The following is a 15,463-nucleotide window of genomic DNA, read 5'->3' on the forward strand; positions in this document are numbered from 1 at the left end:
CCGCGGCGGCTGCCCGCCACAGCGCGCCGGCGGCGGCCCGTTGCGCCTTCGTCGGGGCCGCGCTCCGGCTGCCACGACCGGCCGCGCCAACCGCCTTTCCGGTACGCCCGGTCCGGCCAGCAGCCGCGCCGGCACTGTCCGGGGTGGCCGGCCTGGCGGTGGTGGACGGCGGATCGGGGTGGGCGGCCGGGTCGGCGACCGGGCAGGCGAGCAGGACCGCCGTGCGGTGCAGGCAGCGGGGCGTCAGCAGGCAGCTGCACCGCGCCTGGTACGGGTCGGTGACCGCGCCGGTCGGCCCGGGCGTCAGGGTGACCAGCGCCTCCGGCCCGCAGTCGACCGACACGCCCCCGTCGGCCCGGCCGACCGGTACGCCGGCCAGCCGTTCGACGGTGGCGTCCAGCCGCCTGTGCAGCCGGGGCGGCAGGGCCGCCACCGCCGCGGCGGCGACTCCCGGCAGCACCGGCGGCAACCGGTCGGTGTCTGCGGCGGTGGCTGTGCGGTCCGTCAACGTGATCCTCCGCGAATGCGGTCGCCCACCCAGCGGGCGAGTTCGAGCGGGCTGAGAGCGGCGACCGGCATCCCGGCCGCGACGAGCTGCTCGGCGACCGGCACCGAGTAGCAGGGCACTCCCCTGTCGTTCAGCGCGGCGCAGCCGAGCAGGTGCACGCCGGAGCCGGCCAGCGTGCGGACCTCGCCGAGCAGCCCGGCCAGCGGGTAGCCCTCCTCGAAGTCGCTGACCACCGCGACGATGGTGCGGCTCGGCACGGTCACCAGCGAGCGGGCGGCGGCCAGCCCGGCGGCGATGTGCGTACCGCCGCCGACGCGCACCTCCAGCAGCAGCGACAGCGGGTCGTCGACCCGGTCGGTCAGGTCGACCACCTCGGTGGAGAACGCGAGGAAGTGGGTGGACAGGGTGGGCACCCCGCCCAGCACGGCGGCGGTCAACGCCGACCACACCACCGACGCCTCCATCGAGCCGGATACGTCGACCACCAGAACCAGCCGCCAGTCGGCCTCCCTGCGGGTGCGGGTGTTGAAGATGGGGCGCTCCGGCACCACCACCGTCCGGCCGTCGCCGAGCCGCTGGGTGTGCGCCAGGTTCGCCCGCAGCGTACGGGCGAGGTTGATCCGGCCGCCGGGGCGGCGGGACGGACGCGGGTTGGTCAGCCCGGTCAGCGCCGGACGCACCTGGGTGGCCAGCTGCTTCGTCAGCTCCTCGACCAGCCGCCGCACCAGTGGCCGCAGCTTGGTCAGCTGCCCCTCCGGCAGGCCGCCGGCCAGCGACAGCACCGAGGTCAGCAGTTCCATCGAGGGGCGCACCGCGGCCGGGTCCAGCTCGGTGAGCACGTCGGTACGGCCGCTCTCGGCCGCCCGGGCGATGACCTCCTCGCGTACCGCGGTGCCGAACAGCGCCTCGAGTTCGTCGGCCCACTCGCGGGCGGTCGGGAAGGAGGCCTCCTGGCCACCGCCGCCCGCCTGGCCGAGGTCGGTGGCGCCCTCGCCCTGGCCCGCCCCGTACAGCTCGTCCAGGGCGCGGGCGTAGCGGCGGGCGTCGGCCGGCAACCGGTCGGGTTGGCGGCCGAGCAGCAACCGCCACCGGTCGGTGGGGGTGAGCCGGGCGTCCGGCGTGTCCGGCCCCGGCGGGCTGCCGGCGTCGCTGGGGGCGTCGGTGGAGCCGGCCGGCGCGCCCGGGACGGGGATGTCGCGGGCGAGCAGGGCGGCCCGGCCGGCCGCGTCGGCGGCGGCCCAGCGGGCCAGCAGCTCGGGCGGGGCGGACAGGGTCAGGTCGAGCCGGTCGCCCAGCCGTTCGGTGACGGTGTGCAGCAGCCGGTCCCGCGCCGCCGGGGTGAGCACGTCGAACCCGCCACGCAGCGCCGGCAGCCGGTCCAGGAAGTCGGCGTCGGGGAGCCGCTCGATCCGCTCCAGCAGCGGGTCCAGCGCGGCTGGGGCGGACTGCAGCAGCGGGTGCGCGCCGGTGAGCAGACCACCGAGCGTCCGGTGCAGCTGCCGCCGGGTGTCCGGTCCGGTCGCCGCGTCGATCCAGCCGGCCATTCGGGTGCCCAGGGTCTCCAGATCGGTCAGGTCGAGCAGCACCCGGGCGGCCAGGGCGGCGCCCTGGATCAGCGGCGAACCCGTCCGGGCCAGGTGGCCGAGGGCCTCGTCCAGGCGCAGGCCGATCCGGTCCTCGCCGGCCCGGACCGCGAGGTCGACCAGCGCGGCGGCGTCGGCGGCGGCGTCGCTGCCGGCCAGGCCGGGCAGCCCGCGCACCGCCGCGTCCAGCAGCACGACGGCCAGCTCGGCCGCCCGGGCCCGGCCGTCGGCGGTGGTGCCGGGCAGGTGTTCGCGGCGCAGCGCCTCCAGCAGGTCCAGTGCGGCCAGCAGCTCGGGCAGCGTGCCGGTGCCCGGCAGCACCACGGCGGCCAGCTCGAGCCGGTCGGTGACCAGCTCCGGCAGGTCGCACCGGGCGGCGTCGCGCAGCCCGGTGAGCAGCTGCGCGGCGGTGGGTCCCCCGTCGGCGGCCTCGCGGCGGAACCGCTCCCGCAGGGTGCCGGCCGCGGCCAGCGCCGCGGTCACCCCGCGTACGCCGACCAGGTCCAGCCGGGCCGCCACGGACGGCGTCCAGGCCAGCTGCCAGCGGGTGGTCAGGGCGGCACCGTCGCCGGTGCCGGACACCGCGATCGCTTCGCCGTAACCGACGCCGCAGACCTCGAGGCGTTGCAGCAGGATCTCCCGCCGCCCGTCCAGCTCGGTGCGCAGCGGGTCCAGCCGGACCTCGCGGGGCTTCGGGCTGTCCGGGTTGGGCAGCCGCAGTGTGGTGAGTTCCGCCTCGACCGCCGGGCCGAGACCGGAGCGCGGCGTACCGGGGGCGATGCGGCCCCGGTCGGCGCCGACGAGCACGGTCTCCAGTGCCTTGGCCAGCGCCCGGCCACGGCCGAGCAGTTCACCCTGGCCGAGCACCGTGGTCACCGCCTCCAGCACCTCGCCCCGGCCGGGGGCGGGCAGGTCCCGCAGCCGGGCCAGGTCGCCGGCGAGCCGTACCGTCTCGGCGGCCTCACCGGTACCGGCGGTGTGACCGGCCGCGCGGAGCTCCCGGCACAGGTCGGTAACCGCCCGCGCGGCGGCGGCGCGGATCCGTTCCGGGTCGCCGGCGGCGGTGTAGACGGACTGCTGCCAGCGCGGGTCGCGGATCCCGGCCGGGTAGCCGGACCGGGAGTCGAGCAGGTCGAACGCGTACGGCACCAGCGAGGTGACCGCCGTGCCGCCGCCGTCGGTGCCGGCCGGTCCGGGCGGGGTCGTCACGGACCGGACCGGGTCGGCCGGTGCGGTGCCGGGCCGGGTGGGCGCGGCGGTGGCATCGACGTCGGCGGTCGGCGGGGTGGCGAGCAGGGCCGGGGCGTGGAAGGCGCCGACGACGGCGGCGACCCGCCGGCCGTCGACGCCGGCCTCGGCCAGCACCCGGCGCATGTGCCGCTCGCGGGCCAGGTCTCGCGCCGGCACGCCGTCGCGGTTGGCGCTGTCGGTACGCATCGCCCAGCCGACGCCGAGCGCGGCCCGGCGGACCGCCTCGGGCGGGCAGCCGGGGGCACGCACCTCGACCACCCGGTCCCACAGGTCGTCGCCGTCGCGGCCGGTGCCGCTGGCGCTGAGCGCGGCGGCGTAGGACCGGCGCAGGCCGGGCACCGGCTCACCGTCGGCCGGGCCGGGATCGGCACCGGCGGTCGGGGCGGAGTCGGTGGTGTCGGCGGTCCAGCCGGGGTCGGCCAGCGGCAGGTCGCAGCAGACCACCTCGACGTCGCGCTGCCGGGCCCAGCGGATGGCGGCCAGTTCCGGGGAGAAGTCGGCGAACGGGTAGAAGCCCATCGGCCCGTCCGCACCGTGGCTGCCGACCAGGGCCAGCGGGGCCCGGGCGGCCGGATCGGACAGGTACGGCAGCCAGCGCTGGAAGTCGGCCGGCAACTCGATGCAGACCACCTCGGCCCCGGCGGCGTCCAACAGCGCCGGGACCGCCGCCGCCAGGGCCGGGCTGTGATGCCGCACCCCGATCAGGTACGGCCGGACGGAACCGGCGAGGGCGTCGACCACGGCGCGCGGATCGGCCGCCGTCGCATCGACCGTCTTCGGGTCGACGGTCGGCGGGGCCGCACCGGGCGTACGGGAGAGGGTCGTCACCGCAGGTTCTCCCGCAGGTCCCAGAGCCGGCGCCACATCGCCGAGCCGTCCTCGGCGCGACGGCGCACCGGGCCGTCCCAGTAGCCGAGCAGCCGGGCGTGGTCGTTCTGGTCGTCCTTGCGGACCACGCCGAGCAGGTGCCCGGGCACCAGGTCGAGCGCGTCCCCGCCGGGCAGGTACGCGGCGGCCAGGCCGAGCGACACCGCCACCTGCACCGCCTCGGCGGTGGACATCACCGTGCCGGGCCGCTCCACGTCCCAGCCCTCACCCGACCGGCCGGAGCGCAGGTCGCGGAACACGGTGACCAGGGCGTCCAGCACCGCGTCGTCCACCGTGTACGCCGCGCCGGCGCGCTGCACGGCGGCGGTGGCCTGCTGGCGGACCAGGTCGGTCTCGACGTCCGCGTCCGAGATCGGGTGGATCGTCTCGAAGTTGAACCGGCGCTTGAGGGCCGAGGACATCTCCGACACGCCCCGGTCCCGCAGGTTGGCGGTGGCGATCACGGTGAACCCGGGCACGGCCCGGATCAGGCCGTCCTCGGTGCCGGAGAGCTCCGGCACGTTCATCCGCCGGTCGGACAGGATGGACACCAGCGCGTCCTGCACCTCGGGCAGGCAGCGGGTGACCTCCTCGATGCGGACCACCCGCCCGGTGCGCATCGCGGTCAGCACCGGCGAGTCGACCAGCGCCTGCGGGGTCGGGCCCTGGGCGAGCAGCAGGGCGTAGTTCCAGCCGTACCGGAAGGCGTCCTCGGTGGTGCCGGCGGTGCCCTGCACGGTCAGCGCGCTGGTGCCGCAGACCGCGGCGGCCAGCAGCTCGGACAGCATCGACTTGGCGGTACCGGGCTCGCCGACCAGCAGCAGTCCCCGCTCGCCGGCCAGGGTGACCACGCACCGCTCGACCAGGCTCCGCTCACCGACGAACTTCGCCGGGATGGTCATGCTGGCCGGCAGTTCGGTGCCGTCCGGGCCGGTACGCCGGTCGGCGGGCAGCTGCAACGCCTCGCCGTCGCTGCCCTGGATGAAGGTGACCACGGCACGCGGGGTCAGCGCCCAGCCCGGCGGCCGGGCCCCGTCGTCGTACGCGGCCAGGAACGCCAGCTCGGCGGCGTACCGCTGCTCGGCGGAGAGGACCTGGGCGGCGGTCTCCGGCGCCACGGTGGGGCGGACGTGTTCCGTCACGGTCACGGGTGTTCCTCGATCTTTCTCTGGTGCGGATGGGGGTGTTCGGGTCGGGGTCAGCGGTGGGTGCCGCGGGTGGGCAGGTTGTCGAACCGGGGCCGGTCGCCGTCGCGCAGGCGCTGCCAGGCCCGCCGGTAGAGCTCGGCGGCCGGCTCGAACGGCACGGTCACGCCGAGCCCGGCCGTACCGTCGGGTGCGAGGTCGAACAGGGCGACCTTCCAGCCCTCGATCGGTGCCTGCCCGCTGCCGCGTTCCAGCCACGGTCCGGGCAGGAACAGCGACCGGCCGGCCCGGGACCGGCTGGCCTCGACGACCAGGTCGGTGCCGGCCAGTTCGGCGCGCGCCGCCTTCAGCCGGGCCGGTTTCCAGCCGGTCCACTTCGCCGTGTTGCGGTCGGTCGGGTCCGGCATGGCCAGCAGCATCAGGTACACCGCCGCCGCGTCGGCGCCCAGGCCGTGTTCCCCGGCCACCTCGGCGACCAGGTCGGGCACCGACCGGGTCGGCTCCTGCGGCCACCAGGTCCCGTCGGCCTCCCGCGCGCCGCCGTCGGGCCCACTCGGCTCGCCGAGCAGCGCCGCGAAGCGCGGGTCGCGGACCAGGCGCAGCGCCACCTCCGTCGGGTACGGCTTGGCCGCGTCCTGGCGCAGCGCCGGCAGGTACGGGTCCGTCCCGTCGGCGTCGAGCAGGTCCGGCCGCAGCGCGGGCGACGGTTGGCTGTCGTGGGTGGCCAGGACGATGGCGCCGTACCGCTCCCAGCCCGGGCCGGTCTCCGACGGGGTGCCCGCCACCTGCCGGAACGCGGGCAGGGACACGTACTGGTCGAGGTCGAGCAGGAGGCCGGGGTTGGCCAGCCGGTCCCGGATCACGGCCAGCGCGGCCGGCAGCGCGGCCCGGCACGGGTCGCCGGCCGGCGTGTGGTGGGCGACCCAGGCCGCCAGGGCGACCGTGGAGCGCAGCACCTCACCGGTGAAGCCCGCCGCCCGGCTCTCGACCGGCCGGACCCGGTCACCCCTGACCTCGAAGGCCAGGTCGGTGCTCAGCTCGGCCGAACGGGACGGGTCGAGCAGCGCCGGCAACGCCTTCGCCGGGTCCCAGCCGGTGCGCACCGCGCGCACCGCTTCGGCGAGCAGTTGTTCGGGCACCACCACCCGGCGTCCCAGGGCGGCGTTCCACACCGCCGCGGCGGCGGCCACGTCCGGACCGTCGGTCCACAGCCGGGCCGGCTCGGCCGGCAGCAGCGCCGAGACCACGGCCCGCCGCAGCGTCGGCCTGGCCTCGCGCAGCAGCCCGAAGGCCAGCTTGACCTCGCCGACCTGCCTGATCCCGAGCGCCTTGCGCAGCTCCGGGGGCACGGTGTTCGCCGAGTCCGCGTACGGCAGGCCGGCCAACACCAGCTTCGCGGCCGTGGGGGTGACGCCGGTCAGCTCGGCGAACTGCTCGGCCGCCTCCGGCCGCCAGGGCAGCGGGCCGCGCGCGACCGCCTCGGCGAGGAAACCCGCCAGCCAGCCGGCCGGCCGTTCGTCGCCGACTGGCTCCGAGGAATGCGCCGTGTACGGCTCGGGCACGGCGAACACGCCGGCCGGGTCGTGGTGCAGCGCGTCGAAGTAGTAGCCGGTGGCCGTGCCGCGGGAGTTGAGGACGGCGAGGAACGCCCCGTCGGGCAGCGGCAGGACGCCCGGCCTCGGGTAGCGGCGCGAGCCGTCGGGGTTCTTCAGGTCGTCGTCGAGCAGCTGCAGCCTGCACCGGCGCCACCGTCCCGGCTCGGCCGCCGTGCTCAGGTCGAGCCGCTCCAGCTCCGCGAGCAGGGCGTGCAGCGTCTCCCGGTGCTCCTGCGGGGTGACCGCCGCGACGGCCCGGTAGGCGACGGCGGCGGCACCACCGAGCAGCGACCACCAGTCGAGGGCGGAGGGCAGCGGCGGCCCGTCGAGGTGCAGCCGCACGGTGGGCTCGCTCCCGCCGGTGGCGGACCGCCGGGCGGCGAACGCCTGGAACTGGGTGAAGGCGTGCGTCCCGTCGTTCGCCCCGTGCGCCGAGCCACGCAGACCGTCCAGCGCCGCGCTGAGCTGCCTGTCGGTGGGCCCGGTCACGGTGGCCGCCGGCGCCACGGCCGCCGGGGCGGACAACGACCTGGTGAGCCGTTCGGTCACCGCGTCCAGGTCGGTGCGCACCCGGGCGGCCAGCCGCAGCACCCCGACCACCCCGGCCAGCACCGCGTGGTGGCTGACCGTCGGCAACGTCGAGCGGACCAACTCGACCAGCGCGTCGGCGTCGTCTTCCTCGGTGGTGGTGGCGGCGGCGGGTCCGGAGCCGGCGGCGCCGACCATGGACGCCGGGACGGCGACGGGCAGGCCGGTGATGGCCTGCGTGGCCGCGGTCAACCCGGACCGGGTCGCCGCGCGGGCCCGCGCGGCCTCTTCGGCCAGGGCGGCGCGGCGTTCGTCGATGGCGACCTTGAGCAGCGCGGCGGCGGTCTCCCGGTCCATCCCGCGCAGGGCGGTGGAGCCGGCCGGATCCCGGGGCAGCAGGTTGCCGAGGAACTCCCAGGACGGCAGCGGGACGGCGTCGGGGTGGTAGTTCCGGCTGGACGGTGCTCCGGCGGCGGCCGACACCAGCCCGTCCGGGTCGACCAGGACGGGACCCTTGAGGACGGCCCGCGGCCGGTCGTCGCCGGGCAGCACCAGCGCCGCGATCGGCTCCCGTCCGGCGGCCACGGTGACGGTACGACCGGCCAGGTCCTCACCGCGTACCGAGCCGTCCGGCAGCGTGACGACGCGCCAGCCGAGCAGACCGTCCACCGGTACGGCGGCGGGGGTGGCCCGGTCGGACAGGGCCGGCCGCAGCCAGCTGGCCCCCTCCCGCAGGTGGCCTCCGTCGACCGGGAGGTCGGCCAGGAACCGGGGCAGGCTGCGCCGGCCGTGGGAGTTGGTGACCGGGTCGTACTCGCGCCAGCCGAGCGTGTCGTCCTCCTCGCCGTGCCGGTAGACCCAGTGGGAGGTGCCGTCGGTGATGACCGGCAGCTCGGACGGGACCACGGTGTCACCGGCGTGCAGCACGCCACCGCCGGTGGTCCGCCCGCCGCCCGCCAGCGGCAGGGTGATGCCCTTCCCGCGTGGCTGTTTGCTGCGGTACTCGCCCTGGATGGGCTGCGGTTCGCCGGGCGACGAGTGCCAGTAGCCGCGCAGGTCGTAGTCGAGCGCCTTGGAACGCCAGTAGACCAGCAGCTCGCCGTCGACGTAGTGGTAGCCGGGCTGACCCCACATGTCGCCGGCCGGAATGCGCAGGTCGTGGCGGAGCACGATGCCCTCGGCGCCGAGCACGCGTACCGTGGTCGGCCCGCCCAGGACCACGTACGGCCAGGCTTCCAGCCGGACCACCTCGACCCGGCGGTCGCCGCCGGTCACCTCCTGCCAGGCCAGCTCCCAGTCCGGCCAGCCCAGCTCGTCGATGAGCCCGCCGCGCAGGCTGCGGGCGACCCGCTCGGCCAGGTCGACGCCGAGCGCCTGGCCGAGGTCGCCGACCCCAGCGGGGTCACCGGATCCGTCGAGCTCGTCGGAGACCAGGCGCAGCGCCTCCACCGGGATCCTGCCCAGCCAGTCCACCGACGCCGGCAGGTACGGCAGCCCGGCGGCGAACCGGCCGCGGATCCGGGCCCGCAGCCAGTCGGTCAGCAACGGCCGGATGCCCGGCGTCTCCACCATCCGGCGCAGGGCGGGCGGCTGGTCGTCGAGCTGGTCGAGACCCCGGCGCAGGGCCGCGGCGAACCGGTCGTCGCCGGCCACCGCGAGCAGGTCCCGCTCTCCCCCAGCCTTGACCCAGCCCGCCAGGTCCAGGGCTTCGCGCTCCTTCGGCGCGGGCACCGGCAGGTCGAGGGCGAGCAGCAGGTCGAGCAGCTCCAGGTCCCCGTCGGCGGCGAGGGCCTCGCCGCGATCGGCCAGCTCGACGCGCAGCCGGTCGGCCATCCGCTCGACGAGCGGGTACAGCTGCGGCATCCGGCGGCGTAGGTGGCCGGAGTTGGCCCGGCTCACGAAGCGGCGCAGCCAACCGACGGAGCCGTCCTGCGGGCGGGCCGGGTCCGGCACGTCCGCGTCGGACAGTCCGGCGAGCGCACCGGTGTCGGTCAACAGGGCCAGCCAGGTGACCAGGTCGTCCCGGTCGGTGGGCATCAGGTCGAGCAGGCTGCCGCGGATCGCCGGGTCACGGCCGGCCAACGCCGTCACCGCCGGCAGGTGGGCCTTCCACCAGCCGGCCGGCGCCTCGGCGGCCACCGGCAACCGGAGCAGCTCGGTCAGGTAGGCCGCCTCCCGGTCGGTCACGGCGGCGGCGCCGGCCTTGCCGGCGGCCTTGGTGGCGGCCCGGACCAGCCGGTTCACCGCGCTGGCCGACTGCGTGGACGGCACCACGCCGGCGGCCGCGGCCCGCAGCGCCAGCCGGCAGAACCGCTCCAGCGCCTCGTCGGCCGGCAACTGTGCGGACAACTCCTTCGCGTAGCCGGCCAACGCGGTCGCGGACACTACCTTGGCCGACGCGAACTCCACGTAGACCTCGTCCAGCCGGTTCAGGTCGACCGGCAGACCGTGCTGCGCCTCCGCCTTGCGCGCCTTGTTGAACAGCTGCGTCGCGTACGCGTCCTGCCCGGCGGCCAGGAACACCCGGGCCGCCTGCTCGAAGAACGTCGGCAGGAAGTGCGGCAGCGTACGGGCGAGCCGGTCGGCGATGCCCTGGTGCCCGTCCAGGGCGGCCTTCGGCCGCGACCGGACCTGCTTGGCCAGCTTCTGCAACTCCGGCACCACCGCCAACGCGTGCCGGCCGTCCGCCGGGTGGTGCACCAGCACCCACTCGGGGAAGGCCAACGGGCGGCGGGGGCCCAGCCCGACGACGGCGGGCTGGGCGCCCGGCGTCAGGCCGAGGAACCCGACGGCGATGTCCTCGCCCTCGCCCAGGGCGGCGTCGACCAGGCGGACCACCGGCCGGTCGTCGAGGGCCGGGTGTCGGTAGGTGCGGGCGGTGAGGGGCACCGCCAGGTCGCCGGCCACGGCGGTGTCGGCCGGCAGCACCGCGCCGGCGGTCAGCAGGCTCTCGACCGAGTGCTCGCCAGCCGTTGTCGTCATCCCGGTCATGCCTTCTCCCCCGTTCCGGTCGCGGCGCCGGAAAGGGCCGTCGCCATTCGCATTCCTTCCGACCAGGCCACCGGCCCGACCTCGGTCAACCGCAGCGTCGCGCCGTCCACGACCGACCAGGACAGGGTGCCCAGGGTCGCCTCGGAGTCCCAGTAGTCCTCGTCGAACCGCAGGGCGGCCTCGATCGTGCGGCCGGCTTCCCAGACCCGGCACTTGACCTGCGAGCCGGAGACCCGGAAGCCGAGCGTGGCGGCCCGGGCGGCCAGCCGGTTGGGGACCGTGGTGCCGCGGAAGTCGGTGATCGTCGTGTCACGCTGCTTGAGGTTGTCGGGTCTTCCCCAGGTGCCCCGGTGTAGTTGCTCGATCCGCTGGGTGATGTCCAGTTCGTCGGCGAACTCGCGCAGGTCGGCCAGGTCGGGCAGGCGCACCGGGTGGGGCAGCGTGGCGCTGACCGGCGAGAGCCGGACGGTGTCCCCGTCCAGGTTGACCACGCGCAGGTCGCCGGTGTCGGTGACCTCCCGCAGGAAGCCCGACTCGGCCGGGTCGTCCCCGAGCACCACGAGGTCGCGCAGCGCGTCCCGCCAGGCCGGATCCGGCCAGACCCGGGCCAGCAGCCCGGTCGGCACCGGCAGCGAGGACACCACCCAGGCGTCGACCCGGGCCAGGCACTCGGCGGAGTGCCGGTCCAACCACTGGGCGAGCTGACGCAACCGGTCCACCTCGGGGTCGTCCCGCAGCGCCTTCGGCAGCGTCTTGAGTGGACGGCCACCGGCCCGCGGGCCGGTGGACCGGGCCGCCACCTTTCCGTCCACGAGAGAGATCTCGTACGAGTCTCCCACCGGTAGCCAGCCCATCAGGAATACCCTCCGCAGTGGCAAAACAGGCAGATTTCGTAAGGAATCGGCCTTGATCGACAACGAGGGCACGCTAACAGTAACGACCGACACGACAGCGACCCATCGGCCGAGTAGCCGAGCCCGGGGGCCGCGCGGCGCGAAAGAGCGGGCCTACGGAAGTCGCAGGTCCGGCCGGCCGCGGTGCACGACACGCGGCCGTTTGTGGCCTTTACGGGAGACCACGGCAATGACCTAGGTCACACCAGCACGACGGGCGGCCGGGGCACGACCTCGGCAGCGGACCGCCGGTAGCCGCTGGCGCGCCCGGAATGGTGGGCGTCAAGCTGAATCAGGAGGTGTGCGCGCCGCCGTGGTGCTCGAGCAGCTTGCCGAGCAGGGCGACCAGGGCCTGCCGCTCGGCGGCCGACAGCGGGGCGAGCAGTTCGTCCTGCACGTCGTCGAGCGCGCGGTCCAGCCGTCGGAGCTGCCGCGTGCCCGCACTGGTGATCGTGACGATGTTGCGCCGGCGGTCCACCGGGTCGGCGTTGCGCTCGACGAAGCCCTCCGCCGACAGCTCGGTCACGGCCGCGACGACGTCGCTGCGGTCCATGCGGCAGCGACGTCCCAGCTCCGCCTGGCTGGCGGGACCGAACTCCCGCAACGCGGCGAGCACGCGATAGTGGTAGCCCCGCGCGCCGGCGGCGGTGAACCCCTCGGAAACGAACCGCCGTGCATGCACGGCGGTTTGGGTGATCAACCAGCTCGCCTTCGTGGCGAGACGGTTCGGTGTCGGTTCCACGGGTGACCACGCTAACACATTGTTGGCGTCGCCAACGATCTCCATATCGTTGGCGACGCCAACGATATGGAGGATTGAGATGTCACACGTGACCGACCGCGCCGAGATCGCCGAACTGGTTGCCAGGCTCGCGCGGGCTCTGGACGAGCGGCGCTTCGAGGACCTACGGGCCATTTACCCCCCGGACGCCGCAACCAGCAGTCCGCGCGGCGACCTGCGCGGCATCGACGACATCGTCGACGTCGTGCGGCGGACCAGCCCGCAGGAGGAGGCGACCCAGCACTTCAACACCGACGTGGTGGTGGATCTCGGCGGCGACCGTGCCGACGTCAGCACCCATCAGCTCGTGTGCTTCTTCCGCGGGGGGCAGACGCCGCACCGGACAGCCGGAGTTCGAGCCCGATACACCGCCGTGCGCACACGGTCGGCTGGCGCTTCGCGCAGGCTCAGATCTCACCGCGTTGGCAACACGTCTCGTAGTCGCCGCGCACCCGGAGCCGATCGTCGACATCGACGATGTGAACGGCTGCGGGGCGACGTACGGCAACCCTGTCGAAGCGTGCGGCGACGGCGCGCCTGCGTTCGGGCCGGTCGATGCCACTCTCGACGCGGCCTGGCTTGAGCATCCTGCGTGCGGCACCAGCCCGCCCGCGGGTCAGTCGTGCGGATCGACTCCCGGCCGCGAGAGCGCGCCGGGATGGCAGCGGGCGACCGCTGCCATCCCGGCGGAGCTGCCGGTTCAGCAGGTGGTGTTGCCAGCCGGGACCCAACCGTCCACGGACGGGTGCTCGGCGCCGTGGCCGTAGATCCAGACGTCGTCGTCGACAGCCGAGACCTGACCGTGCCAGCGGAAGCCGCGCCCGGCAGTCAGGGTGAGCAGCACGTGGCCGTGCGGCTCGGCACGCAGCCAGGTGTTCTCCCGAAGGTTGCAGACGATGCCCCACGCGTCGCTCGCCGAGGCCGGCGCGGCCGTCACAGCCGAGCCGGCGAGAACGACGGTCGCGACCGTCAGGGCGTGCAGAAGTCGGCGTTTCACTCGTGTCCTTTCGACTGTGGACGGTGACGGCCTCCGATTGTGGTCGATGTGGGCCCCCACCGCCACGGCGGGCCCTCACCGGGTGAAGGGAGGTTCGCTGGGGCGTGGCGTTTCGGGGTGTCGACCGGCGAACGCCTGCCGTCATGCGGCTCACCCCGCCGCGGCTGGCGCTGCGCTCGATGGCCCGCTACGCCGCCTGGCGTCCGCCACCGCTCGGCTAGGCCGCCTCTCGGCGTCGCACCTGAGCTCGTCTCAACGATGTCGTCGGCGTGTCTCGAGGTAGGCGTCCAGCGCGGCCGCGCCGGTGAGCATGGCGCGGCTCCTGGCCGAGAGGCGGGCGTGCCAGTCGCGCAGCGTCGACTCCAGCGGCGCGACGCCTCCGGCGGAGCGGACCTGGGCGATCAGCGCAGCGATCTGCTCCAGCAGGTAGCCGCCCCGTCTGAGCTGGTGGGCGAGCCGGGCGTCGCGCACGTCGGCCGCGCCGTAGACCCGGTAGCCCGTCTGCGGGTCGCGGCGCGGCTGGACCAGACCGGCGCGTTCCCATTTCCGAAGGGTGGCCGGGCGGATGCCGAGCCTCCTCGACAGGGGACCGACGAACGTGTCGCCGCGTTCCTGCGGCACCGGTTCGAGGTCACCGACAGCGGCTTCGACGGCCTGGAGGGTGCGGCGGTCGTCGAGAAGCTGGGCGTGGCTCTCGTCGATGAGCCGGAGCGCGTCCTCGGTCGCGTCCCGGTTGATCGCCTGCATGATCGCCGTGGCCGTCTGGTGCCCGTGTCCGGGCACGAGGGCGAGGAACGCGTGCAGTGCCTGCGCGTGCAGCGGCGCGTAGGTGCGGTAGCCGTGCGGGGTGCGTTCGGCGGCCGGAAGGATGCCGGCCGCCTCGTAGTTCCTGATCGCCTGGGTGGACAGACCGTGCGCCCGTGCCAGGTCGATCGGCCTGAGCCGCCCGCCGTCTTGAAGGTTTCGCCCCACTGCCCTGCCAATGTCGCGGAGAAGTTTCCACCGAAGGTTCAACGATACCGTTGAGGCAATGACCACCGGCATCACAGACATCGCCCACGCCGTCGAGGCCCCGACCGTCATGCGGCTCCTCCCGACCCGGCCGCGACTGCTCGCCCTGGGCGAGCCCACCCACGGCGAGGACCTCCTGCTCGACGTACGCAACGAACTCTTCCGGCAGCTCGTCGAGCAGGAGGGCTACCGGACGATCGCCATCGAGAGCGACTGCGTGATGGGCCTGGTCGTGGACGACTACGTCACGTCCGGCACGGGCACCCTCGACGAGGTCATGGAGCACGGCTTCAGCCACGAGTGGGGCGCCTTCCCGGCCAACCGCGAGCTGGTGCGCTGGATGCGCGCGTACAACGACGGCCGGCCCGCGTCCGAGTGGCTGCGCTTCGCCGGTTTCGACGGTCCGCTGGAGATCACCGGCGCCGCGAGCCCCCGGCAGGCCCTCACCGCGCTCCACGCTTACCTCACCGCCCGGGCCGACGCCGACCTGCTCCCCTGCGACGCCGACACGCTCGACCGCCTGCTCGGCACCGACGACCGCTGGACCGATCCCGCCGCGATGATGGACCCGTCCCGGTCCGTGGGGCAGACACCCGAGGCCAGGCAGCTGCGGCTGCTCGCCGACGACCTGGTGACGCTGCTCGACGCGCAGACGCCGCAGCTGGTCGCGGCGTCCGCACCGGACGACTGGGACCGGGCACGCCTGTACGGGCGCACCGCGACCGGGCTGCTGCGCTACCACTACTGGATGGCCGACACGTCACCGGGCCGCCTGGCGCGGCTGCTGGCCCTGCGGGACTCGATGATGGCCGCCAACCTGCTCGCCATCGCCGAGCGGGGCCCGGCGCTGGTGAACGCGCACAACGGTCACCTCCAGCGGCACAAGAGCAGGATGCGGATGGGCGGCCTGCCGCTGCAATGGTGGAGCGCCGGCGCGATCGTCAGCGCCCACCTGGGCGAGGATTACGCCTTCCTCGCCACAGCCCTCGGCACGATCCCCCACCGGGGAGTGGACGCCCCGCCTCCGGACACCATCGAGGGGCTGCTGTACGCGCTTCCGCAGAAGCGTTGCATCGTCGACGCCCGTCGACTGGCCAACGCCCTCGCCAACGTGACGCCCGCCGCCCGGGTGTCCCCCTGGTTCGGATACGCCCCGCTCGAACCGGCCCACGTGGCCAGCACCGACGGGATCGTGTTCGTCAAGGACGCCCGGCGGAGCTAGTAGTGCTTTGTTAGGTTGGGACGAGTTGGCGGCAGAGGGGGCAGAACCCGAGCCAGGTCGCGAGTAGGTACTGCAGTTGCCGGAGAACGGC

General features: G+C 75.0%; 10 protein-coding genes. 2 read left to right on the plus strand and 8 right to left on the minus strand.

Features of this window, described 5'->3' with window-relative positions:
* The 6 genes from AB0G13_RS29890 to AB0G13_RS29915 all read right to left on the minus strand — a co-directional run.
* Nucleotides 1-508, minus strand: a 508-nt coding sequence (locus AB0G13_RS29890; RefSeq protein ID WP_357881426.1) for a hypothetical protein, incomplete at its 3' end; no start/stop codon positions are given.
* Nucleotides 505-4,170, minus strand: a complete 3,666-nt coding sequence (locus AB0G13_RS29895; protein WP_357881429.1) for a DUF5682 family protein — start codon at nt 4,168-4,170, stop codon at nt 505-507. The genes AB0G13_RS29895 and AB0G13_RS29890, both read right to left, overlap by 4 nt.
* Complete coding sequence (locus tag AB0G13_RS29900; RefSeq protein ID WP_357881432.1) at nt 4,167-5,357, minus strand: AAA family ATPase; 1,191 nt, start codon at nt 5,355-5,357, stop codon at nt 4,167-4,169. The genes AB0G13_RS29895 and AB0G13_RS29900 overlap by 4 nt, the downstream gene beginning before the upstream one ends.
* A 50-nt stretch (nt 5,358-5,407) precedes the next feature.
* On the minus strand, nt 5,408-10,468 hold the full coding sequence (locus tag AB0G13_RS29905) for a hypothetical protein (protein WP_357881435.1): 5,061 nt from the start codon (nt 10,466-10,468) through the stop codon (nt 5,408-5,410).
* Nucleotides 10,465-11,322, minus strand: a complete 858-nt coding sequence (locus AB0G13_RS29910) for a DUF4132 domain-containing protein (protein WP_357881438.1) — start codon at nt 11,320-11,322, stop codon at nt 10,465-10,467. Before AB0G13_RS29910 ends, AB0G13_RS29905 begins: the two co-directional genes overlap by 4 nt.
* A 331-nt stretch (nt 11,323-11,653) precedes the next feature.
* Complete coding sequence (locus AB0G13_RS29915) at nt 11,654-12,103, minus strand: MarR family winged helix-turn-helix transcriptional regulator (RefSeq protein ID WP_357881441.1); 450 nt, start codon at nt 12,101-12,103, stop codon at nt 11,654-11,656.
* A gap of 88 nt (nt 12,104-12,191) precedes the next feature.
* On the opposite strand from AB0G13_RS29915, the gene AB0G13_RS29920 reads away from it, so the two are divergent.
* Nucleotides 12,192-12,725 (plus strand): nuclear transport factor 2 family protein, encoded by a 534-nt coding sequence (locus AB0G13_RS29920; protein ID WP_357881444.1) that lies wholly within the window; start codon nt 12,192-12,194, stop codon nt 12,723-12,725.
* A 117-nt stretch (nt 12,726-12,842) separates the two neighbouring features.
* Here AB0G13_RS29920 and AB0G13_RS29925 read toward each other — a convergent pair whose 3' ends face one another.
* Both AB0G13_RS29925 and AB0G13_RS29930 read right to left on the minus strand, forming a co-directional pair.
* Nucleotides 12,843-13,139, minus strand: a complete 297-nt coding sequence (locus tag AB0G13_RS29925; protein WP_357881447.1) for a hypothetical protein — start codon at nt 13,137-13,139, stop codon at nt 12,843-12,845.
* Between the two features lie 252 nt (nt 13,140-13,391).
* Nucleotides 13,392-14,111: a TioE family transcriptional regulator gene (locus AB0G13_RS29930; RefSeq protein ID WP_357881450.1), complete on the minus strand. Its 720-nt coding sequence runs from the start codon at nt 14,109-14,111 to the stop codon at nt 13,392-13,394.
* 58 nt (nt 14,112-14,169) lie between these two features.
* On the opposite strand from AB0G13_RS29930, the gene AB0G13_RS29935 reads away from it, so the two are divergent.
* Entirely contained in the window at nt 14,170-15,372 is a 1,203-nt protein-coding gene (locus AB0G13_RS29935) for an erythromycin esterase family protein (protein WP_357881453.1), read from the plus strand.
* The last annotated feature ends 91 nt before the right edge of the window (nt 15,373-15,463 follow it).

Origin of the sequence: Micromonospora sp. NPDC023633 (assembly GCF_040640035.1) — a bacterium.
GTDB lineage: Bacteria > Actinomycetota > Actinomycetes > Mycobacteriales > Micromonosporaceae > Micromonospora.

Bases quoted from the DNA above. Each gene is read 5' to 3' on its own strand.
- AB0G13_RS29935 (WP_357881453.1), top strand. From the start codon at position 14,170: ATGACCACCGGCATCACAGACATCGCCCACGCCGTCGAGGCCCCGACC.
- AB0G13_RS29910 (WP_357881438.1), bottom strand. From the start codon at position 11,322: ATGGGCTGGCTACCGGTGGGAGACTCGTACGAGATCTCTCTCGTGGAC.
- AB0G13_RS29905 (WP_357881435.1), bottom strand. From the start codon at position 10,468: ATGACCGGGATGACGACAACGGCTGGCGAGCACTCGGTCGAGAGCCTG.